The organism is Arcicella sp. GW821-FHT09D11, from assembly GCF_059416265.1.
Window position 1 is genome coordinate 61,048 of the sequence record NZ_JBWKOV010000007.1, and the last position, 24,126, is coordinate 85,173.

The 24,126-nt window shown below is 36.8% G+C and carries 12 protein-coding genes; 6 read left to right on the top strand and 6 right to left on the bottom strand.

From position 1 onward, the window contains the following. Window positions 1–301 precede the first annotated feature (301 nt). The 3 genes from AC07N0_RS18300 (at window position 302) to AC07N0_RS18310 (ending at window position 7,004) form a co-directional block, all read left to right on the top strand. The gene (locus AC07N0_RS18300; protein WP_494590381.1) at window positions 302–1,414 is read left to right on the top strand and encodes a FecR family protein; all 1,113 of its coding nucleotides are present in this window, start codon (window positions 302–304) and stop codon (window positions 1,412–1,414) included. Window positions 1,415–1,603: 189 nt separating this feature from the next. Next, window positions 1,604–5,209 carry a TonB-dependent receptor gene (locus tag AC07N0_RS18305; protein WP_494590382.1) on the top strand — a complete coding sequence of 1,202 codons (3,606 nt, stop codon included), beginning with the start codon at window positions 1,604–1,606 and terminating at the stop codon, window positions 5,207–5,209. Window positions 5,210–5,276: 67 nt separating this feature from the next. Then, entirely contained in the window at window positions 5,277–7,004 is a 1,728-nt protein-coding gene (locus AC07N0_RS18310; RefSeq protein ID WP_494590384.1) for a RagB/SusD family nutrient uptake outer membrane protein, read from the top strand. Window positions 7,005–7,188: 184 nt separating this feature from the next. Here the strand turns inward: AC07N0_RS18310 and AC07N0_RS18315 are convergent, their stop codons facing one another. The 3 genes from AC07N0_RS18315 to AC07N0_RS18325 all read right to left on the bottom strand — a co-directional run bounded on the left by AC07N0_RS18315 (window position 7,189) and on the right by AC07N0_RS18325 (window position 12,212). After that, the gene (locus AC07N0_RS18315) at window positions 7,189–8,628 is read right to left on the bottom strand and encodes a sialate O-acetylesterase (RefSeq protein ID WP_494590385.1); all 1,440 of its coding nucleotides are present in this window, start codon (window positions 8,626–8,628) and stop codon (window positions 7,189–7,191) included. 161 nt (window positions 8,629–8,789) lie between these two features. After that, window positions 8,790–11,267, bottom strand: coding sequence for a glycoside hydrolase family 95 protein (locus tag AC07N0_RS18320; protein ID WP_494590387.1), 2,478 nt, complete (start codon window positions 11,265–11,267; stop codon window positions 8,790–8,792). 255 nt (window positions 11,268–11,522) lie between these two features. Then, entirely contained in the window at window positions 11,523–12,212 is a 690-nt protein-coding gene (locus AC07N0_RS18325; RefSeq protein WP_494590388.1) for a DUF6250 domain-containing protein, read from the bottom strand. Window positions 12,213–12,377: 165 nt separating this feature from the next. Between AC07N0_RS18325 and AC07N0_RS18330 the strand changes: the two genes are divergently transcribed. From AC07N0_RS18330 to AC07N0_RS18340, 3 genes are all read left to right on the top strand, one after another. Continuing rightward, complete coding sequence (locus AC07N0_RS18330; RefSeq protein WP_494590389.1) at window positions 12,378–15,089, top strand: exo-rhamnogalacturonan lyase family protein; 2,712 nt, start codon at window positions 12,378–12,380, stop codon at window positions 15,087–15,089. 207 nt (window positions 15,090–15,296) lie between these two features. Continuing rightward, window positions 15,297–16,148: an SDR family NAD(P)-dependent oxidoreductase gene (locus tag AC07N0_RS18335; protein WP_494590390.1), complete on the top strand. Its 852-nt coding sequence runs from the start codon at window positions 15,297–15,299 to the stop codon at window positions 16,146–16,148. Between the two features lie 128 nt (window positions 16,149–16,276). Continuing rightward, a complete protein-coding gene (locus AC07N0_RS18340; RefSeq protein WP_494590486.1) occupies window positions 16,277–17,176 on the top strand; it encodes a helix-turn-helix domain-containing protein in 900 nt (299 codons plus the stop codon). 250 nt (window positions 17,177–17,426) lie between these two features. On the opposite strand, the gene AC07N0_RS18345 is transcribed toward AC07N0_RS18340, so the two are convergent. The 3 genes from AC07N0_RS18345 to AC07N0_RS18355 are packed head-to-tail and all read right to left on the bottom strand — an operon-like array spanning window position 17,427 to window position 24,060. After that, window positions 17,427–19,145: a RagB/SusD family nutrient uptake outer membrane protein gene (locus tag AC07N0_RS18345; RefSeq protein ID WP_494590391.1), complete on the bottom strand. Its 1,719-nt coding sequence runs from the start codon at window positions 19,143–19,145 to the stop codon at window positions 17,427–17,429. A 30-nt stretch (window positions 19,146–19,175) separates the two neighbouring features. Continuing rightward, entirely contained in the window at window positions 19,176–22,301 is a 3,126-nt protein-coding gene (locus AC07N0_RS18350) for a SusC/RagA family TonB-linked outer membrane protein (protein WP_494590392.1), read from the bottom strand. Window positions 22,302–22,353: 52 nt separating this feature from the next. Then, window positions 22,354–24,060, bottom strand: a complete 1,707-nt coding sequence (locus tag AC07N0_RS18355; protein ID WP_494590393.1) for a RagB/SusD family nutrient uptake outer membrane protein — start codon at window positions 24,058–24,060, stop codon at window positions 22,354–22,356. Window positions 24,061–24,126: the final 66 nt, after the last annotated feature.

Here is a 24,126-nt window from a genome sequence, read left to right on the forward strand (position 1 = left end):
CTTGGGTAGCCTGAAAAACATTAAAAAACAACCTTATAAAGGAAAAAGCCTTGAAATAAATAATAATATTAAGATATATGTAAAGACATTCAAATTGTCTCACTTGTAGTATTGGTATTAGCACAATAGCATTGGGTTCATTGTGGACCCAATGCTATTGTGCTAATATAATATGTAATCGAGCCTTTAAGGCTAGCAAACAACATATTATAAATAATTTAAAATATTATTTAATAAAAAGGGTATCTCATTTACACTTCTACATCTTTATCATGAAACCAAATAAAGTGCAATAATTCCTATGCAGCATTATAAAAACTATAGACCAGAAGATTTTGCTTCTGACGCGTCATTCAGGAGATGGGTGTTGGAAGGAAATGATTACGATACAATATTTTGGGAGAATTGGATAGACAATAATCCAGAGAAAAGAGAAGACATTGAAAATAGCAAAAATATATTATTATCAATTACAAATGCCTTTAATCAAATATCAGATGATGAATTACAAGAAGAATTAGAAAAACTTGAATTAAAACTAGATGAAAAAGACGAGGTTCAATCAAAATTGAAGACATTTTTATTCACAAGACGGTTTTTCTATGTAGCGGCATCTGTGGCCATGTTATTAGGCGGATTTTGGTGGTTTGTGAAACAAACAGGAAGTATGCGGTATGGTGATATGTTATTCCATTCAACTGAATCAGAATTAGTCAATAATGATTTGATAGAAAAAGAAAATTCCACAGGGCATCAAATAACAGTAGCATTGGCAGACGGTAGCATTGTAATCCTGCAAAATGAAAGTAAGATTAGTTATCCAAAAACCTTTGCTAAGGAAAAGAGAGAGGTATATTTAGAAGGAGAGGCATTTTTTGAAATTGCCAAAGACCCACAAAAACCATTTTATGTGTTTGCCAATGATTTAGTGACTAAAGTATTAGGAACAAGCTTTTCGGTTAAAAGTGATAAAATCTCTAAAAAAGTAAAAGTTATTGTAAAAACGGGTAGGGTATCGGTATTTGAAAGAACAGAAGAAAACCTGAATAAACAACAAACCCAAACACAATTAGATGGTTTAGTACTTACGCCAAATCAGCAAGTGGTTTTTGATGAGGTAGATAAAAGAATGCAACGGTCGACAGTAGAGAACCCTGAGATTTTAGCGATGCCAATTCAAAAAAACTTGTTTGAGTTTGACCATGCACCGATTGCAGATGTATTTAAGAAGTTAGAAGAATCATATGGACTAAAAGTAATGTTTGATAAAGATGTAATGAAGAATTGTTATTTGACGGCTTCGTTGGCTGATGAACCGTTGTTCGAAAAACTACTTTTGATTTGTAAAACAATAGATGCAAGATATGAAGTTATCGATGCACAAATAATAATTTATAGCAAAGGATGTATTTAAATTAACCCAATAAAATGTATGATGAAATAGCCCAATCAAAGAAAAAATGTATTAAAAAATAAGGCGAAAGTGCTGCAACACTCTCGCCTTGTGAACCCCCGAAAATCCATTGGCTAAGATTACACACATATAAATGTGTGGCTGGGAGAATTTTGCCAAAATCAGAACAATGACAAAACAAACAAATGTATGAAAAACAGATTACTATTTCAAAAAACAATTTTAAAAATCATGCGAATAAGTCTGTATCAAGTACTTATGGCGATTGTATTCACAACTATCGCACAAGCTCATAAGACAATCGCTCAGGAAATACTTGAACGCAAAGTTTCAGTGCAATTATATAATCAGAATATTGAGTCTATTTTACATACAATCGAGAAAGCTTCTGAAGTACAGTTTATGTACAACCATCAAATTTTTGATGGCAAACAGAAAATATCATTTAATGCTGAAAACGAAAAACTCAATAAAGTATTAGACAGACTATTAAGTCCACTAAAAATAGATTATGAATTAACAGGAAACAGAATTATATTAAAAAGAGGCTTGAAGTCGATTGCTAATATTAGTACAATTGAAAATTTAAGCACTGAATTAATACAAGCAGACCAGTTAGTAAAAGGAAAAATAACTGACGAAAAGGGAGAGGGGATACCTGGTGCTAATATATCCATTAAAGGAACACAAAAAGGAACTTCCTCTGATGCCTTGGGTAATTATACTATTTCAGTACCTGATGAGAAGGCTGTTTTGATATTTTCTTCTGTGGGTTTTGAGAAAAAAGAAATTGTTGTAGGTAAACGTATAAACATAGACGTAACGCTAGCAAACGATGTTAAATCACTAGAAGAGGTGGTGGTAGTAGGGTATGGTACTGCAAAAAAAGCAACTCTAACAGGTTCTGTATCAACAGTTAATGCGGCTACTTTTAAAGACAGAGGCCCTGTGTCAAGTCCATTAGCGGCTTTACAAGGTCAAGTAGCAGGAGTAACGGTAACTCGTAGTTCAGCTCAGGCTGGTCGTGAGGGATGGAATTTTCAAATTCGTGGTGCTTCATCGGCCAATGCTACAGAACCCTTGGTTATTGTAGACGGTGTTCCTGTGCCAAGTGTAAGTGCCTTGAATTCTTTCAACCCAAATGATATAGAAAATATCTCATTCTTGAAAGATGGTGCGGCGGCTATTTATGGGTCTAGAGCAGCTGGTGGCGTTGTTTTGATTACTACTAAGAGAGGGAAGTCTGGTAAAATGACGATTGAATACAATGCTTCTACATCCTTTAAAAAAGTAGGTCTATTGCCAAAGTTAATTGATATTAATGGTTGGGGACCAATGATGAAAGAAGCCAGAACTGCTGACGGATTTACACCAACAGATATTTGGTATAATTACGGCAACGTATCAATGTTAGCATTGGCTGCTGGAAAACAATGGCTTACGAAAGCAGAATATGATGCTATGAGTCCGAACGGAGCAAGTTTATTCTCAGATGTTAAAGATTTTACCTTTTTCAACGGAACAGAGCAAGATATGTTATGGGGAAATGCTCGTTCATCTGAACATCAGTTGAGTATATCAGGTAGAACAGAAAAAGCAGGTTACCGTATTTCCCTAGGATATTTAGACGACGGAAGTTTATTGAAAGTAGGTAATAATTCAGCCAAGCGTTATAACTTCCGTATGGCGCATGATTATCAGTTTACTAGTAAATTGAGAATGGAGACAAATATCTCTTTTGAAAAACAAGATATTACACAACCAACTTACCTTGGAGATATTGTAAGTAATGGAAATCAGCCAGGTAAGCCTTTAAGTGGATTAGGCTTAACAGGTAAACCATATATTTGGGGTTCAGGTTTAGCCAATGCTTCTGTCAACCAGATTGCTAACTTGGGTGGTGATAATGATGAATATAATAACAGATTAAATACTAACGTAAATTTAACCTACAACTTTTCTCCATCATTTAAAGCAGTAGGATTTGCTGGATATTATTTGTTCAATACAGATATCAGAACTTTAGGAAACGCTATTCCTTGGTATAATTATGCAGGCGATATTTTACTTTCAACATTGCCTACCCGTAGCTTTTACCAACGTTCTACCAGACAAGAAGCTAATTATAACTTGAATGGATATTTAGAATATGATAAGCAAATTGGGGATGGACATAACATCAAAGGAGTAGTAGGAGCACAGTTTGAGCGTTTTGAGAAAAACATTTATATCGCTAAAACTTTTGATGTGTTGGCTAATGTACCGCCGTCGTTATCGTTAAGTACAGGTGATGGTACTTCAAAAACCGTTGGAGAAAGTCAATATCATACAGCACTGGGTGGTTATTTCGGTCGTTTGAACTACAATTATGCAGATAAATATTTTGTAGAGGCTAATGCACGTTATGATGGTTCTTCAAAATTCCGTGCACAAGACCGCTGGAAATTATTTTACGGTATTTCAGCTGGATGGCGTTTAAGTGAAGAAACCTTTATGAAGGATTTAGGCATATTTGATGAATTAAAACTAAGAGGTTCGTATGGTATAATGGGTAACCAAAGTGGTATTGATAACTATGATTATATCCAATTCTTGAATCTAGCATATTCAACATCTTCTACTGATGCCAACTATCCAATTATTGGTACTAGTCCAGTAGTGCGTGTAGCACCAACAGGAACATTGGTAGCTTATGACCGTACGTGGGAAAGATTGGAATCTAAAAACATAGGACTTGATTTTACACTATTAAATAGAAAACTATCAGGTACGTTTGAGTATTTCTGGAAAAGAAATAATAATATGTTATTGAGTAGAACATATTCTGCTGTGATTGGTGCTTCAGCTCCTAAAGGAAATAATGGAGATTTATCTGTGTGGGGATGGGATTTATCATTGAACTGGAGAGATAAAACTGGGGACTTCTCGTACCGTATTGGAGGTAATATTTCAGACAACCAAAATAAATTAGTGAATTTTGGGGGACAAAATATTATCAGTAGTGCCAACAGAGGTTTCAATAGTGCCGTTGAAGGTTATCCTATCGATTCTTATTTTGGCTTGGTGTATGACGGACGTATTCAAACGGCTGAACAATTGGCTAATTACAGAAAATACATCACAGGTAATAATATCGGTATGCCAGCAGGTGCAGAAACAGCACAAGCAAATAATAAATTGGCCTTAGGTGATAATATGTTTAAGGATGTAAATGGCGATGGGAAAATCACTTTCCCTGAAGATGCTGTATTTTTAGGAACAGACAGACCTCGTTTATCATATTCATTCAATGGTGGAATAGAATACAAAGGCTTTGATGTGAATTTTATATTCCAAGGGGTAGGCAAAAGAACAATCATTCGTGATGGAAACTGGCGTACTCCTGCAGCTGTAATTTTCCAAGCGCAGAACGCGGCTTTCCAAGACCAATGGTGGACACCAACAAGAACAGATGCTACTTTGCCTCGTATTTCGAGTACGGGAACTATCAATAACTATAACTATTTTCCTTCTGACTGGATAGCTGAAGACGGTTCTTATTTAAGATTGAAAAATATAGTAGTAGGCTATACCATTCCAAAAAGCATAACTCAGAAAGCTAAAATTGAACGCTTAAGAGTTTACTTTTCAGGAAATGATTTATTTGAATTCTCAAAAATTAAAGATGGTTGGGACCCTGAAGCTCCAAGAACTGTATCCAACTCTGGAGACAATGACAACAGTGGTGTAAGCACCTTTAGTCAGCGTTTCCCTTTCTATCGCTACTTTACTTTTGGTGTTAACTTAACATTCTAGAAGTTAGATAGATGATATTTCATTGTGTACAATTACAATCATGAGAATTTTTAAAATTAATAAGGAAATGAAATTTAACAATAGATATTTAAAAATAGCACTAGCAGGACTATTATTAACCAACGTTAGCTGTAATAGCTTGGTTGATATGAAACCTATCAATGAGATTTCTGATGCAGATTACTGGAAAACTGCTGATCAGTTTAAACTAGCTGCCAATGAATTTTATACGTATTTACGCACTTTTACGGATATCATTAATGATAATCCCCACTCAGACCGTCGTAGTGATATCGTTTTTGTGACAGGAGGCTCTGTTTATAGCAATGGTTCCAATACTATTCCTGCATCTGATGGTAACTGGAATACAGCTTTTGCAAGGATTCGTGCAACCAATTATTTATTGGATAAAGCAACTAGTTATAGTCAACCAGCTGAAATACAGAAATATGTGGCCGAAGCGAAATTTTTCAGAGCATACATTTATTTCGATTTATTACAGCAATTTGGAGGAGTACCAATCGTTTCAAAATTATTGACAACTACTTCACAAGAGCTTACTAACCCAAGAAATAGTCGGGATGAAGTAGTGGATTTTATTGTACAGGATTTAGAAGCTGCCATTGCCACATTACCAACTGAAAGTGCTATTGCGGCAACTGATAAGGGAAGAATAAGCAAAGGAGCAGCACAAGCTTTTTTAGGAAGAGTAGCGTTGTATGAAGGAACATGGCAAAAATCAAGAGGAAATACAACACGTGCGAATACTTTATTGGATAAAGCCATTGCTAATTCCGATGAGGTGATTAAAAGTGTTCAATATGAATTGTTTGCACCAGTTGCCTTAGGAGACTCTGCTCAGAAATATCTGTTTATCTTAGAAAACCAGCAGTCAAACCCTGCTAATATTACTAAAGCAGCTAACAAAGAGTATATTTTAGCAAATAGATATGATTTTGCCACACGTCAGATACGTTTTAATGTTACTCATACATTGTTAAACAATGTTGTATGGGTTACTCGTAAATTCGCTACCATGTATCTTAGCAAAGACGGTTTACCTATTGAAAAATCGCCATTGTTTAAGGGTTTTGCGACGACTACTTCCGAATACCAAAATAGAGATAGTCGTATGAAATATAATATGATGCTTGATGGAAATTATTATTTTGATAACGAAAATCCTGGCGCTAGAACAAACTGGAAAGGAGATGCCGCTGAACTTGCTTTATCAAGAGGCAAGCATAAATCAAATACTGCTTCGGGATATGGCAACCAAAAGTTTTGTACAGAAAGACGTTTAGACGATAATCAAGAGGGGTATGACTATCCTGTCATCAGATATGCAGAAGTATTATTAAACTATGCTGAAGCGGTGTATGAAAGAAACGGAGCAATATCAGATGTGGATTTAGATAAGTCGCTTAATTTGGTTCGTAATCGTGTAAATAAGACCATGCCAAAATTAAGCAATGGTTTTGTACAAACGAATGGACTTGATTTAATAACAGAAATTAGAAGAGAGAGAACCATCGAGTTGTATTTAGAAGGATTTAGAAGAGATGATTTGATTCGCTGGAAAACGGCTGAAGTAGAAATGCCAAAGCCAATTGAAGGAATTACGTGGACTGGTACAGCTTATGAAACATATTGGTCGGGTATCAAAAATAATGTTGTCAATGGTAATTATCGTTTGGAGTCGAGTAGAACATGGCAAGAAAAACATTATCTATTGCCGCTTCCATCACAACAACTACAATTAAACACTAATCTTGTACAGAATACAGGTTGGTAAAATATTACTTATATATTATATTTCTTTTAATAGGGACAACACATTGTGTGTCCCTATTTTTTAAGCTATTTAAAAAGTACAATTATGTTATTTCGTATTATTATTTATAATAATCTGTAAATGAATGAATTGATTAAATAAATTGCAATGATTATCTGCTACTAATTATTGGTTAAGTTATAATTTAATATTTCCAATCTAAGCCATTTGTTCTAAAAGGGACAACGGGCAAATTAGCCTCATTCACTAAGTTGGGCATCGCAGTTTCATCCCAAGCGAAACGTACGTATTTAGGTTTGGCTATTTCGGTATTCGAAACAATAATTTTCTTGCCTTGTATTTCAGCCTTAGCTTTTAGAAATTTACCATCGTCACCTGCAATCTGAAACCAATTAGGTTCTTTTCCATCATTTGTTTTAAAAGATTGTACCTCATCAAAACGAAGGATGATATTGCCCTTTTTAACCTTCATTTTTTTGTAGTGAGGATTTTTATAAGGAATATCTTTTTGTCCATAATCTTTAGCTAAAGCAATGGCTGATATTCTTTTTCCTACTTCCCATTTGTATGAAGGATGTATGTCACTAAGGTTATCTACCAAATCGGTTACTACTACCATTCCAGTATTTGGAATTTTAAGCGTTAATGCTTGAGCTTCCCAAAACTCAGGAAGGGTTTCGTTTGTATGACTTATTTTGTCTTTGCGTTTGCTATAATAATAAGGGGCAATCTGTACAAAATAGAATGGGAGGGAGGCATCAGCCCATTTATTGCGCCAAGCATCAATCAGTAGTTTTGATTTTTCGGTATAACGTAAAGTCTCGTTCAACATACAATTGGATTCACCCTGATACCACAATATGCCTTTGATACTAAAAGGTGCCAATGGCGCAATCATACTTTCATAGTTTTTGCCAATATCTGAACCATCTATTTTACTAGTTTCGCCTAAATCTTTCGCAAAAAAAGGAGAGGACTGGTAACTTTCGAGGGGTGTCCAAGGTTCAATACGGCTACCACCCCAAGAAGAGCTAATAATGCCCACGGGTACATTAAGGGTATTTTGTAATTGTTTAGCAAAATAAAATCCTATCGCCGATGCTTTTCCCATGGCTTCGCCTGCTGCTTCCGACCAGCCCTTTGTGCTGATATCTGTCAAGTTAACTTTTTTATCAACTGTGAATAATCTAATACTAGGATATTGTTGGGTTAAATCAATCGCCGAACTATCGATACCCTTCTGAGGCTTTGCATAATTTTTCAATAAACTCATAGGATATTCCATGTTCGATTGTCCCGAACATAGCCATACTTCACCCACCAAAATATTGTTTAATACAATGGTTGAATCACCTGAAATAATCAATTCTCTAGGCTCAAAAGAAGGTTTTTCGGCTTGTAACGTAGTTTTCCAAAATCCCTTTTCATCGGCTTGTGCTACAGATTGCTGTGTGCCAAATTGTATAGATAAGGTTTTCTGTGGGCTACTCCATCCCCAAATCGTAATAGGTTTATTGGCTTGTAAAACCATGTTACTGCCCAATACCTTAGGTAAATGAATTTGTGCTTGAATTGCAGAAAGTAATAGGATATTAACTAATAGGAAGGAGATGATTTTCTTCATGGGAAAGATTAATTGATATTCAAAAATTTTATTATGTGTTATAATAATACTAAAAGCAATTACCTACAAACATTTACTAATAAGATGGTCAATACAAACAATAGCCTAAACATCAAACACTGACATTTAGGCTATTTTAACTACTTAATTTTACTTTAAAATTATAAAACTTCAAATGTGTAGGTTTTACCTTTTTGAGTGGTAAAATCATATAAAAAAGTCGGAGTAATTTCTGGAAGTTTAATCGTTGCTTTTGGCGAAATAATAGGTCTTTCAGTTATTTCTGTTACAAATAATGGATTACTATTTTCTCCTTTGGCAATTTGTAAATTAACATTTTTACCTCTTAACGCAGTAACAGTACGCAAACGACAATTTCTCCCAATATTTGATTTAACTTGTAGGCTTTTAATTTTCCCATTTTCCCATGTCATTTTTACAATCTCAAAACCACCACGTGTTTTCAAGCCTGTAATGCTTCCTTTTTCTTTCCAGAAATCGGGTAAAGCAGGTAGTAAATAAATAGCTCCGTCATAACTCTGTACCAACATTTCGGCAATGCCTGAAGTACAGCCAAAGTTTCCATCTATTTGAAAAGGGGCATGGGCATCAAACAAATTGGGGTAAGTACCCCCACCAGCCGCATTTACTCCTAAGGGTGATAATTGGTTTTGAATCAATTTATGGGCATGATTTCCATCTAACATTCTTGCCCACCAGTTTACTTTCCAGCCCATGCTCCAGCCAGTTGAAATATCTCCTCGTTGATTAAGTGTATTGCCAGCGCCTACAAATAATTCTGGTGTACGGTAGGGAGAAATCTGACTTGAAGGAAATAAGCCATATAAATGAGAAATATGGCGGTGCTTATCATTCGGATCGTCTATATCTTCCATCCATTCTTGTACTTGATTATGCTGACCAATGCGCATAGGCGATAAGCGTTTACGAACAGCTTTAAGCGTATCCACCAATTTATCATCCTTTTTTAATAATTCTGCCGCACGAATCGTCACACTCAACATATCAAATACAATCTGATTGTCCATTGTCACTCCAGCATCAAAAGATGAACCTTGGTGAGCAACAGGAGCATTTTCAGGAGAAGTTCCTGGGTTTATGACCAAGTATTTATTTCGAGGGTCTTCCACCAAATCATCGACAAAGAATAAAGCTCCGCCTTTTAAGATGGGGTAAATTTCTGCCAAGTATGCTTTGTCGCCTGTATAAAGATAACGTTCCCATAAATGCTGACATAGCCAAGCCCCGCCCATGCTCCAAACACCCCAAAAAATACGGTCAACTGGTCCTGTTATTCTCCACAAATCTGTATTGTGGTGTGCTACCCAGCCCCTTGAACCATACATCGTTCTGGCTGTTTCCTGTCCCGTTTCTGACAACTCTTTAATCATCTTCAACAAAGGCTCGTGCATTTCTGATAAGTTGGTCTTCTCGGCAGGCCAATAATTCATCTGCGTATTGATGTTGATAGTATATTTACTATCCCAAGAAGGAAACATTTTTTCATTCCAAATGCCCTGTAAATTAGCAGGTTGTCCACCAGAATTGGAAGAAGATATTAATAAATAACGACCGTATTGAAAGTATAAACTAGCAAACGTTGGGTCATTATTGGTTCTAAATTCTTCTAAACGAACATCAGTAGGCTTGCTTTCTGCTACTGGATTATGACCTAAATCTAATTTTACCCGATTAAAATAATGCTGAAAACTAGCGATATGTTCGTTGAGTAAAGTGGCATAAGGTTTTGAAATAGCTTTTTGTAAGGCTGTTTGACATCTAGCAACTTCATTGCCTGTCAGGTCTTTATAATTATTATAATTCGTGGCGATATTTACGTAAATAGTCACCTCATTTGCTCCAGCAATGCTTGTAAGGGTATCATTAGCAGTAATATTTCCCCCTTGTAGTTTAAAAGTTGTCTGTGCATTGAATTTTAGTGCACCTCCTGCTACGCCTTCATGACCAGCGGTAGCTCCATGTAATATTAATTGCTTACTAGTATTGGTGCTGATTTTAACATCCTTTTGTGGAGTAGTAAAAAAGGCATCAAAAGATATGCTGTTAGGCTTGTTGGCGGTAATTCGCATAACCAAAGTATTAGCAGGAGCAGATACATAGGCTGTTCGGGTATATCGCACACCATCTACAGTATAGGTAGTAGTACTAACAGCACGCTGAATATCTAATTCACGACGATAATTACTGAAATTGTCATGCTTATCAAAACGCAAATTCAAACTACCGACAGGCTGAAAAATTTGTCCATTTGATTTTTTGCTTTGGAGGGTCTTGCCAGCCAGTATCTCAGCCTCTTTTTGTTTACCTTCGAAAACTAATTTTCGAATAGCAGGTAATGAAGCTAACGCATCTGGATTATCATTACGATTTGGACTGCCCGTCCAAACAGAAGTTTCGTTTAGTTGTAATACCTCTTGAGTTACATTGCCATAAACCATTGCGCCGATTTTACCATTACCGATTGGTAATGCTCGTTCCCAAACTTTACCCGATGGTTTATCATACCACAAAACGAGGGATTTTTGTGCCTGTATAAAGTTTGAAAAAGTGAGAAGAAATACAATAATTAATGTCTTTTTAAATAGATTTTTTGTCATTTTCACAATTCATTAAGGTTATATCTAAGATTAACATAAAGGCAATAAACATCTGGCATCGCTTATTTAAGACGATGTGAGAATAATACTCTTTAAAGATGATTTAGCATAAAAAGGATAATGACAAGCTTTATACTCATACGTTTTTGTGTTCTTTGATTTTACAAAGAGCATAATGTCAAAAAAAGTAAGATAGCTAAGAGAGGGGTAAGGAGAAAATCCATTATTCCTTAAATCTTCTAGTCTTAAAGTACTTTAGTCTTTAAAAACCTTAAAATCCCAAATTTCTTGGTGTGAAAAAGTAGAACGAAAACCAAAGTAAGATTTGCTAGGAAAATGTTCATCGCTAGCTTCAAAGAATTTTTCATCATCGACCCAAAAACTAGTAACATTGCCTTTGACAATAATCTTTATTTGATATTCATGGTTAGCTTTTAATAGGTAGTGAGCATCGTTTTTTTCTGCTAAAAGCGTTCGGTCACCATTGCCTTGATATTTTCTAAAACGAGTAGTCGTGTTGGTATTACCGCCCATGCCAACATAATACATTTTTAAATTATCGTAATCTTCGAATTTACCAGAGCGGGTAAACAGATTGGCATTAGCAGGGTCTTCTGCTAACCAAAATACATTGAGGTCTGAAAGTCTATCGTTTGCTCCACCATTTACGATGATTTTACGTTTAAAAGTAATCATATAATTACCCTGTAGAGGTTGATTGAACCATACGCTTACACCACCTTTGATATCTAAGACTAATTTGCCATTATCGGTATATACCTTAGAGTTGGCTAAAGGCTCAATTTCTGAAACCCATTTTTTAGTATTTAATTTACCATTGAAATTTTCGGAATAAAGTTCTTTTTGATGGTTAATATTACTGCTTTTACAGCCAGTTTGAAGTAAATAAATAGAGGATATGAGGAAGATTATTAGCTTTTTCACGAATCAAAAGTATATTTTAGTTAAATAATTGGGTAAAATTACTGAAAAAATTGCTTTTTAGCCTTGAGCTGGCAACATAAGCATTTAGCTTTGGACATTTACTCAATCACTAACAGCATCGTCAAGCCGAGTGTCGGCAAAAATCCACAATACAACTCTAAATACATGAAGTCACCCTTTTCTTTTACCCGTAGAGCATTCGTAAAGAAATCAATGATTGTTACCGCTGGTCTCCCTTTAGCATCTTCGTTTGCAAATAGCCAAGATAAAAAAAGTGTCATCACTGCTCCCAATATTGTACCCTTATCATGGTTAGATACCCCATACTCTTCCCTTTTCAAAGGAACTACTTGGGGCACACCGTGGCCTAAAGGTCAGCTGAAAAAAGGAACAGAACTTACTTTGGTAAGTAATGAGAACATCATTCCTACTCAGACTTGGCCATTGGCTTATTGGCCAGATGGTAGTTTAAAGTGGACTGCCCATGCGATTAGTAAAAATGAAAAGCTATCAGAAAAGGTACAATTGAAAATTGGTAAAAGTAGCAAATCTACTACTTCATTGATAGTTCAGGAGGGAGCTGAAAGTATTAAAATAGATACGGGAAAGATTCAATGTGAAATCAGCAAAATTGGACAAACGCTGATTACATCTTTGAGAAGTGCAGGAAAAGAGATTGCCCAAAATGGCAAATTAGTATTGTCTGTACAAGACAAGGTGGAAGGAGGAGAGTCATTCAGTATCGATTCTTTTGAAGGAAAAATCAATAAAGTAACAGTAGAGCAAAGCGGAGCCATAAGGGCCGTTATTAAGATAGAAGGAACACACGAAAATGCTCAGAAAAAAAGCATATTACCCTTTGTAGTGCGTTTGTATTTTTATGCTGAAGCTGAATCTATCAGGATGTTGCATACTATTATTTATGATGGAGATGAAAACAAAGATTTTATCAAAGGACTAGGCATCCGTTTTGCAGTGCCTTTGAATGAGCCATTGTATGACAGGCATATACGTTTTGTAGGAGAAAACAAAGGCGTATTCGCTGAAGCTGTGCAAGGGTTATCAGGTTTAAGAAGAGATGCGGGAAGAGTAGCTTTAGATGCTCAGATAGGAGGGAAGACGGTAACTCAGATACCTGATAATGTGCTTAAAAACATACAATATATTCCAGCTTTTGGAGATTATACGCTTTTTCAAGGTACGCCCGATGCTTTTGATATTCAGAAGAGAACCAAAACAGGCTACTCGTGGGTGCAGTCGGCTTATGGTGGTCGTGCTAGCGGAACGGGTTATTTAGGTACACCAAAGGGAGGATTGGCTTTTGGTATCCGCAATTTCTGGCAGAGTCACCCTGCGCAGATAGACATCAAAAATGCCCATACTGCTTTAGGCGAAGTAACGTTATGGCTTTGGGCACCTAAATCTCCAGCAATGGATTTGCGTGTTTATCATGATGGAATGGGCGAAGACACCTACGAGAAACAATTAAATGCCCTTGATATTACTTATGAAGATTATGAGCCTGAATTTGGCAGACCTTTTGGCGTAGCACGTACCAGTGAATTGCAAATATGGGCTTTGGCAGAAACACCTTCCAATGAAATGTTGACGGATATTGCTCAGCAAATACAAGAACCTCCATTGCTTGTAGCAACTCCTGAATATTTAGCAGGAGTAGGTATTTTCGGGAGTGCGTTTAGTTTGCCCGATAAAACATCTCCTAAAAAGCAAGCCATTGAAAATCAGTTAGATTTTCATTTTGACTATTATAAAAAACAGATTGACCAACGCCGTTGGTATGGTTTCTGGAATTTTGGGGATGTAATGCATAGTTATGACCAAGACCGTCACGTTTGGAAATATGATGTTGGGGGATTTGCTTGGGATAACTCTGAACTCTCTACAGACTTATGGCTTTGGTACTATTTCTTAAGAACAGGCAGAAGCGATGTATTCAGAATGGCAGAAGCCATGACTCGCCATACAGGCGAAGTAGATGTGCACCATATTGGTCGATTCAGTCCACTTGGTTCACGCCATAATGTACAACACTGGGGCTGTAGTGCCAAACAACTCAGAATTAGTACAGCAGCCAACCGTCGTTTTTATTACTACCTGACAGCTGACGAAAGAGTAGGGGATTTGATGAGAGAGCAAGTAAATGCTGATAGAACCCTCAGAACCATTATTCCAGGTAGAAAAATTGGACAAAAAGCACCATTATCAGACCCTAAAGGCGAATATGCCAGTGTTTCTTTTGGTACAGACTGGGGGGCATTGTCTGCCGCATGGCTTACTGAGTGGGAACGTACTGAGAACCCACAGATTAAAGCTAAGTTATTAAATAGTATGCGTACCATTGCAGAACAAGCACATGGCTTTTTTGCAGGAGGGGCTATTATGGAACTAGCAACAGGAAAATACCAACAGGAAGATGCTAAAAAGATTTCGGTATCTCACCTGAGTGCAGTTTTTGGTTTAGCAGAAATATGTGCTGAGTTAATTGATGTAGTAGATATGCCTATTTTCGAGAAGGCGTGGCTACAATATTGTCAATTGTACAACGGCACAGCCGAGGAACAAAAAGCTGTATTGGGCGAAAGTCTGAAGAAACTAAATTTAGAGCAAGGACATGCACGACTAACTGCTTTTGCGGCCAAGCGGAATAAGAATCCCGAATTAGGAAAGCGTGCATGGAAAGAATTTTATGCAGGAGAGGGAGGCATCAGAAAGCCATCAACGCAAATTACAAAATTGGCAGGCCCCAAAGTCCTCAATCCTATTGACGAAGGAGTTGGTATTTCAACCAATAGCGTAGCTCAATGGGGTTTAGCTGCGATGCAGTGTTTAGCTTTTGCTAGTAAGGAGTTAGAGTAATTTTTTGCGATAGGCTATAAGCTTTAGGCAATGAAAATATTAAATAAATTTTCAACTAAAGCTTATAGCCTATCGCATACAGCAAAAATAAATTGTTTGAATTTTGCAAGTATTGCTTTGTTTACCGCAATAACGCTGTTTGATTCCTACACTAATTTTGTATCGTTCAAAACAATAAACATTGTCAAACAAAACAAAATTAGCAAAATGGAAAATACATCACAAAAAGTATGGTTTGTTACTGGAGCATCTAAAGGTTTAGGGCTTGTATTAGTAAAACAACTATTAAATAATGGCCAAAAAGTTGCCGCTACATCAAGAAATATAGCAGAACTTAGGGAAGCAGTCGGTATCGTTTCAGACAACTTTTTACCATTAGCGGTACAACTTACGCAAGAAGAAAGTGTAGCAGTAGGGATTAAAGCAACGGTAGATTACTTTGGTAAAATTGAGGTAATCGTCAACAATGCTGGATACGGTTTAGTGGGTGCGGTAGAAGAATTGAGCGATGAAGAAACACGTCAGAATTTTGAAGTAAACGTGTTTGGTTCGTTGAACGTTATTCGTCAAGCGTTACCTTATTTAAGAGCACAAAAAGCTGGACATATTTTTAACATTGCTTCAATCGGTGGATTTACAGGCGCATTTCCAGGGTTTGGAATTTACTGTGCTACTAAATTTGCCATGCATGGTTTTTCAGAATCATTAGCCGCAGAAGTAAAGGACTTTGGTATCAACGTTACAATCGTTTCACCAGGATATTTCAGAACGAATTTCTTAAGTGCTTCTTCTTTGAGTGTTCCTAAAAACCAAATTAAAGACTATCAAACAGTGCGTGAAGTACAAAGCACGCATGAAAACGACTACGATGGTAACCAGAATGGCGACCCAGAAAAAGCCGCAGAAGTGCTTATCAAAATAGCTGAATCTCAACAACCACCTTTGCATTTATTTTTAGGGGCAGATGCATACCATTTAGCAGAAGTGAAGATGGAAGCTGTAAAACAGGATTTAGAAAGTGTAAGAGCATTAGCTACTGCCACAGGGTTTGATAATTAAGACATGATGATTTTGTAAAAGGAAAAATAATCAATCATACTTCTTTTAAAGAAAACGATAATTTGGTAAATTATGCCTGACCTGCTTTTTGAGCAGGTTTTGGGCTTTGAAATAAATCTATACAAATGATATCAACGACTGAGACCTTAGAAGATTTTTATCAACATAAATTCAACTACCTTCCTGATAACTTAAAACAGGATTTAGGGCATTTTAATGTTTTTAGATTAGAAGACTGCATCGCAGGGGGAACACCTATCAATTATAGTCGTAGAGATTTTTATAAAGTGAGCTTAATCAGAGGACGTAATATTTATCATTATGCTGATAAAAGCATTGAAATAGATGGACCAACGCTCATTTTTTTTAACCCACAAGTACCTTATACATGGGAGTTAGTCTCTGGAGAAACAACAGGATTCTTTTGTATTTTTAAGGAAGCCTTTTTTACCGAAAACCTTAGAAGTAATATCAATGACTTGCCGATGTTCAAGATAGGAGGGAAGCCTGCTTTTTTATTGAATGAAGCACAAGATGAATACCTTAGTGGAATTTTTCTGAAAATGATGACGGAAATAAATTCAGATTATCGCTATAAATATGACCTTATCCGCAATTATGTTACAGAAATGATTCATGCGGCGATGAAGATTGAGCCTACCGAAAGACTCTATCAACACCCTGATGCTAATTCTAGGATTACGGCTGTTTTTACAGAATTGTTGGAACGCCAATTCCCGATAGAATCGCCTTCGCAAAGGTTTTCATTACGTTCGGCAAAAGATTTTGCTGAAAAGCTATATGTGCATGTAAATCACCTGAACAGGGCTATTAAAATCACTACAGGCAAAACGACTACTGATTTAATCACAGAACGATTAATAAACGAGGCAAGGGCTTTGTTAAAACACACAGATTGGAATATTTCAGAGATAAGCTACTGTTTGGGGTTTGAAGAGCCTGCCCATTTTAATAACTTTTTTAAAAAGCAATTACAAATGAATCCATCGGCGTATCGATTGAATTAGTTGCAAGTTAGTAAATTAGCGAATTACTGGATTTCGTATAAGGAGGGATTTAAAGGCTATTGATTACCCATGAGTTTATAAATTTCTAATAATCAGATGCTTATCCCTAGCGAGGGACTTAAGTCCCTCGCTAGGGATAAGGGCTTCAATGCCTGGTTTTAAGAGAATTATTATTAACCCATATAATAAAAAAAGTGAGTTGTGAATTCCAAATTCACAACTCACTAACTCGCAATTCACTCACTATTACCTACCAACCTGGATTCTGTAGCATTGCAGGAGCTTTACGTACTTCGGCATCAGGAATTGGTAAAAGATACATTTCTGGACGGAAATTATGGCGTCTGATAGATTCAGTAACTTGGTAAGTATAAGTATTACCTGTTTTAACAATACGCATACGTTTGTTAAAACCGTTACTAACAACCATTGCTGTTTTCCAACGACGAATATCGTTCCAACGGTGGTCTTCAAAAGCTAATTCGATGCGACGCTCATTTCTGATTACCTCTCTCATTTCTTCTTTTGTCATACCAGCTTTTAATCCGTAAAGGTTATTAGCACCTGGCTCGATACCAGCTCTATCACGTAGTTCAATTAATTTACTATAAGCCAAATCTGGCTTACCAGCTTCATTAATCGCCTCAGCATAGTTCAATAATATTTCTGCATAGCGAAGTAAAGGCCAACCTCTATTAGCATTAAAACTACTATTAGATGAAATATTTACATCACACAATTTACGCGTATAATACCCAGTTGTTTGTCCAGCTAACGTAAATCCATCTGAGGCTGCACCTTCATACGTATAAACAGGACTCAACGTATTTGATGATGCTAAGTAATACAACGATTCATTGTAAATAATAGAATTGGCAAATCTAGGGTCACGATTTTTATAAGGATTATTCACATCATATCCCGAAGTAGCATCAGTAATTGCTTTGCCGTTTTTCATTGGAAAGGCATCTACTAAATTCTGCGTAGGCATTGCATTATATCCCCCCCCTCTGGTTGGCATATTATAAAAACCTTCCATGTCACGATTGGCAGCACGGTTCTGGAAAAAGATATACTCTGCATTTACTCTATTCAAAAATACCTGAGAAAAACCATAGCCAGGGGCAGTAGTATTATCCTTATACAAACTATATTCACCCGAATTGATTACCGCCAATGCCGCATCAGCAGCTTTTTGCCAGTGATTAACATCATAGGCTGGATTGCTTACCAATTTAGCCAAATTTGCATCTTGTGTTTCAGCACCACCATTGAATAATGGACTAGCAGCGTAAAGCAAAATTCTTGATTTCAAGGCTAAACATGCACCTTTAGTAATGCGACCGTAATCTTGCTCTGAATACTCAGTTCTTGTAGGTAACTGTGATGCAATCGCATCCAATTCGCTAGTCAAATAAGAGACACACTCTGCATAAGAAGTACGAGGCTCGTTCACAAAGTCGGTGATGTCATACACCTTGTCTTTGATAATAGGCACGCCACCAAAGCTAATCAATAGCCAGTTGTAATACCAAACTCTTAAGAATCTCGCTTCAGCAGCCATTTGTGCCTTAAGCTTAGCTGACAAAGGAGTTTGTGGAAGCTTTTGCAACAAAAGGTTTACTCTACGTATATTAGTATAAGGTGTCGACCAAAATTCAAGGAAAGGAAAATTAGTCGGGCTACCTGTACCGCTATAAAGTACTACCGCTTTTTGCCCAGTACCTGAATAACGGTATTCAGCATCATCGGTTGCTTCTTCGGTATTCCCGTGAGAATCCCAACGGCCTTTGTTAAAACTAAAGCCAACGTCTCCGTAAATACGGAATAAGAAAGATACAGTACGAGTACTATCGCTAAAAACCGTTTCTTCGGTTAAAGCATTTGTTTTCGGGTCTAGGAAATCACCAGAAGGTTTGCAAGCGGCAAGGCTACCAATGATACATCCAATCAACAATATTTTTTTCATGAAACGATTAGTTCAAATATGGTTAAACACTTAGAATGTGGCACTTATGCCAAGATTTATAAGTCTTTGTGGTGGATAACTCACTCTATCAGTACCAGATGTAATCTCAGGGTCAAATTCATACAATTTACTTAAGCTAGTAAACGTAAGTAGGTTTGAACCATTTACATAGATACGGATTTGAGGAATACCAATTTTTTGTGAAAACTTACTTGGTACTTCAAAATTCACCTGTGCATTTCTCAAGCGAAGGTAATCGCCTGGAATTAGCCAGAATGTTGAAGGATAACCAGCAGGGTCACTAATTCCACCTAATAAAGTAAGACGTGGATATTTGGCGTTATCACCCAATTCTGGCGTCCAAGCTTGTTGGTGTATAGCGGTTAGATTAGAGGCAAAAGCACGGATAGATTCCGACGTTCCTCTCACACTGAAATTACGCGCTCCCTGAAAATTGGCACTGATGCTAATGCTTTTGTAACGAATCCCCAAATTGATACCATAAACTGTGTTTGGTGTATTCGGATTACCAGTTACAGACATATCATAACCATCAATTTTACCATCGTTATTCAAGTCGGCATACTTCAAATCTCCAGGTTGTACAGGCACGGCTGTTGTAGGGCTTTTGGCAATATCATCTGCACTTTTGTAATAACCGATGAATGTATAAACTCTTGATTGCCCGATGCTGTTACCTGTATAAGATTGATAAGGATACAATGAACTAGGTTCGTCTTGGAAAACAATTTTGTTTTTAGCTACCGAGTAATTTCCTTTTATTGAATAAGAGAAACCATTGTAAGTAGGACTTTGATATCCTAATTCTAACTCATAACCACGGTTGTTTACTTTACCAATATTTACAGGAGGTAAACCTTGTCCGAAAATAGCAGAAATAGTACCACGAGTAGTAAGAATGTCGTAACGGTTGTTATCAAAGAAATCTATACTACCTGTTAATTTGCTATTGAATAAACCAAATTCAAGCGCTACGTCTAGTTTTTTCTCTTTCTCCCACGTTACGTCATTATTAGCAAGTGTTCCTTCAAAAATACTGTTGTAACCGTTGCTCGAATACCCAAAGTTTGCTTGTACCACACCATTTCCAGTACCATAGTTTTGCTGATAGTAATAAGAGAAACTACTACCCAATGCATCATTTCCTACGATACCATACGAACCACGAATTTTAAGTAAATCGATTGATTTATATAGACGACTTTCTTGGAAGAAAGGTTCTTCAGAGATATTCCATCCTGCCGAAGCCGCTGGGAATAAACCAAAACGCTTGTCACTCACAAAACGGTCTGAACCATTATAGGCTGCATTCAATTGTAATAAATAACGGTTTTTATAATCATATCCCAAACGACCAGAATACCCTTGGAAATTGCTTGGAATAAAGTTATAAATACCATTAGTATTTGAAGCAGTATTCGAGTTACGGTTCAACAATGCCAAACCATATACGTGGTGAGCTTTGGCAAAAGTTCTGTCATAGTTTAAGATAAACTGCAAGTTCAATACTCTTGAAGTACTTCTAGGGTCGTAACCAATAAAGAATCTTCTTACTCTATATACGTTAGGGTCACGGGCTTCATAAGTGTTGGCAGTTGCGTTATAGATAAAAGATGGAAACTGATCACGCGTCATACTTCTAGTATAAGCATAATTGCTCGTAAAAGAAATACGTCCTTGGATGTTTAATCCTTCCGTAAGGAAATCCAACTTTTGTTTTGCCGACCCAATGAAGTTGATATTACTTTCATTGCTTTGGCTATAACCATAGTATTTCAAACGACCCACAACGTTGTTTACATTATAACTTGGGTTTTCGTTACGGCTCCAACTACTATATCCTAATGACCCATCAGGGTTATAAACAGGATAAGCAAAAGGTGCTAATGTAGCAAAACTGCTGTAATCATAAAACAAATCGTTATAACCGAATGGGCTACCTACTTGTGGCGTATTTACCTGCGCAAAGTTTCCGTATAAGTCTAAGCGTAAGTCAAGTGTTTTTGTAACACTCATGTCAAGGTTTGAACGGTAATTATAACGTTGGTGATAATAATTACTATTTACACCTTGGTCTTGACCGTAGTCTTTCAACATACCATCTTGGTTCAAATATCCTACTGACACAAAATATTTTACTCTTTGTGTACCACCAGACAAATCTAAGTTACCTCTGTATTGCTTACTGAAAGTTTTAAATAAAACGTCTTTCCAGTTTACATCTGGGTGACCGTAAGGGTCTGTACCATTTTGGTATAATGCTAAATCCTGATCAGAAAAACGAGGTTTAAACGATGGACTCGGATTGGCAGCATTATCATTAATTTGTGCTTGGTTATATAATTTAGCACTCTCATAAGCATTCAAGTAAGTAGGAATTTTAGTTGGCTGAGACAGAGCCGTTTCTACTCTTACTGAAATTTGTGGTGGTCCTTCTTTCCCACGACGAGTAGTGATTACTACTACACCATTGGCACCTCTTACGCCGTAAATGGCAGTAGTAGAGGCATCTTTCAAAATAGATAAACTTTCTATTTCGTTAGGGTCAATTCTTGCAAATTGGTCATAAGAGAATTCAACGTCATCTACAATAATCAAAGGACGGTTGTTACCGTTGTACGAACTAACCCCACGAATATAAAAGTTGGCACCATCTGCCCCAGGACGACCCGAAGGTTGTTGCGAGAAAAAACCTGGCAATTTACCCGCCAAAGCATTTTGTAAACTGGCTGCTGGGTTTTCACGAATTTCGCGACCAGAAACCGAACTTACTGCCCCTGTTAAGGTAAGTTTTTTCTGTTGACCAAACCCTACAACAACTACTTCGTCGAGGCTTTTGTCTTCAGATTCAAGCACTACATTCAGATTAGTTTGTGTAGTGATTAGCACTTCTTGTTGTTTATAACCCAATGAACGAAAGATTAATACGCCACTTTGTCCTTTTAAAGTAATGCGGAATTTACCATTTTCATCGGTTAAGGTACCATTAGTTGTTTTCCCTTTTTCGAAAACAGATACGCCTGGTAGGGTCTCTTTAGCATCAGAAACAACACCACTGACGAGTTGCCCTTGGGCATAAAGTGAGCCGCTAGAGAAGGCGGTAAGTAAAAACAGGATATATATTAGTTTTTTCATAAATTCTAATGAATTTTATTCATGATTTCATAAGCTAATGCTTGTGTCATTTTTACCAACCTTCGTTTTGAATCAAACTTGGGTTTTTCAATGTTTCGTCATACGGAAGTGGCATGTAGTAAAGTTTCTTTGAGAAAACCATATTACCCACCTGCACAGGGGCATAATTGAACGTACCATCTGTTTTAGTAGTAATTCTCATACCCATCAAAGCACCGCTTAAAGCAGATTCCCCGATTTTCCAGCGACGTAAATCCCAGAATCTATGTTCTTCAAAAGCTAATTCTATTCTACGTTCATTCTGAATCAATGTTCTTAATTCATCCTTCGAAATCGCTGCTTTTATGCCGTAGCGATTATCCGTTCCTGCTTTTATACCTGCTCTTTTACGAATGTCTATCACTCTCTTTACTGCATCTTCCGTTTTGTCTAGCTCATTGAGTGCCTCAGCTGCATTTAATAAAATTTCAGCATAACGGAATATAGGGAAGTTATGACTCTGATTGGTGTAAGTAGTATTGGTTGCAAAATCAGCCATAAATTTTCTAAGATAATAGCCCGTTCTGGTTTGAACCAAATTGCCTCCTGGCTTATCCTTACCTCCTTCAAAAGTCTCTACATTACGTTTTAACCATGTTTGTCCGTTAAAGAATACCGTTAAAGCCAAGCGTGGGTCACGGTTGAGATAAGGAGCTTGTGCCGAATATCCAGAAAGAGGATTACTAATATCTAAACCATTGTTCATCGGGAAGGCATCTACCAAATTCTGAGTAGGACTTGTAAGCCCTTGACTAGCCGCCGGAGAACCATAACCAATTGGTGCATTAAAACTCTCAATGTCAGTATTGTTCGCAACTTGTTTAGCAAGAATAATTTCTGTGTTTTTCTTTACTACAAAAATATTATTGTACGAAGCCTGTAAAGCGTAGTAGTTAAGGTTTATCAACTCATTAGCCGCATCTAAAGCACTTTGCCAACGAGCAACGTCATAACTTGCATAACCATTCAAAGTTTTTAGGCTTGGGTTGGTACTTACACCACCACCATTGAAAAGGGGACTTGCAGCATACAATAACAAGCGAGATTTTAAAGCAATAGCTGCTCCTCTAGGAATACGCCCCCAGTTGTTGTCAGAAACAGGCTCAGGTGTTAAGCTCCCTTTTATTGCATCACATTCTGTTTTGATATAGTTTACACATTCTTCAAAAGTATTTCTTGGGAGAGATAGGTTATCTTCAATCGTGAAAACCTTATCAGCAATCAAAGGAACACCACCATATCTTTTTAATAACTCAAAATAAAGGTGCGCTCGGATATACCTTGCTTCAGCTTTCCAAGTAACAATACTTGCAGCAGTAGCAGGTACTTTATCGATATTAGCCAAGAATATATTTACTCTTCTAATACCCGCATAGCTATTACCCCAATATGGGTCAGGGTTGTTTACCACACTGATGATACCATTTGTGTAGTATTCTACAGCACGGTTGGTTCTTGAAGGGATAGCATCACCTGCACCAGTATCAAGGAAATCACCATTGTTAGCATTGTTAGCTCTACCAATACGATTAAACCCATTAGGGATATAATTATAAATATCGTTTAGGAAGAAAACCGCTAATGTGGCATTTTTATCTTGCTGATCCCAAACTAAATCTTCTTTAATCCAGTCACGGGGCTCAGTTTCAACTCTTTCACAGGCTGTCCAAGACATTGACAAAACCAATAAAAGAAGGCTTGTATATAGTTTTTTATTCATCTTTTTTAGTATTTAGGAAATTGGTGATTATAAGACTTCATTGATTAAATGATATCATACATCTCA

What these genes read in the sequence shown, in the direction of transcription:
- AC07N0_RS18305 (WP_494590382.1), top strand. Translation starts at nt 1,604, where the DNA reads ATGAAAAACAGATTACTATTTCAAAAAACAATTTTAAAAATCATGCGA.
- AC07N0_RS18355 (WP_494590393.1), bottom strand. Translation starts at nt 24,060, where the DNA reads ATGAATAAAAAACTATATACAAGCCTTCTTTTATTGGTTTTGTCAATG.
- AC07N0_RS18315 (WP_494590385.1), bottom strand. Translation starts at nt 8,628, where the DNA reads ATGAAGAAAATCATCTCCTTCCTATTAGTTAATATCCTATTACTTTCT.
- AC07N0_RS18350 (WP_494590392.1), bottom strand. Translation starts at nt 22,301, where the DNA reads ATGAAAAAACTAATATATATCCTGTTTTTACTTACCGCCTTCTCTAGC.
- AC07N0_RS18300 (WP_494590381.1), top strand. Translation starts at nt 302, where the DNA reads ATGCAGCATTATAAAAACTATAGACCAGAAGATTTTGCTTCTGACGCG.
- AC07N0_RS18320 (WP_494590387.1), bottom strand. Translation starts at nt 11,267, where the DNA reads ATGACAAAAAATCTATTTAAAAAGACATTAATTATTGTATTTCTTCTC.
- AC07N0_RS18310 (WP_494590384.1), top strand. Translation starts at nt 5,277, where the DNA reads ATGAAATTTAACAATAGATATTTAAAAATAGCACTAGCAGGACTATTA.
- AC07N0_RS18335 (WP_494590390.1), top strand. Translation starts at nt 15,297, where the DNA reads ATGGAAAATACATCACAAAAAGTATGGTTTGTTACTGGAGCATCTAAA.
- AC07N0_RS18345 (WP_494590391.1), bottom strand. Translation starts at nt 19,145, where the DNA reads ATGAAAAAAATATTGTTGATTGGATGTATCATTGGTAGCCTTGCCGCT.
- AC07N0_RS18330 (WP_494590389.1), top strand. Translation starts at nt 12,378, where the DNA reads ATGAAGTCACCCTTTTCTTTTACCCGTAGAGCATTCGTAAAGAAATCA.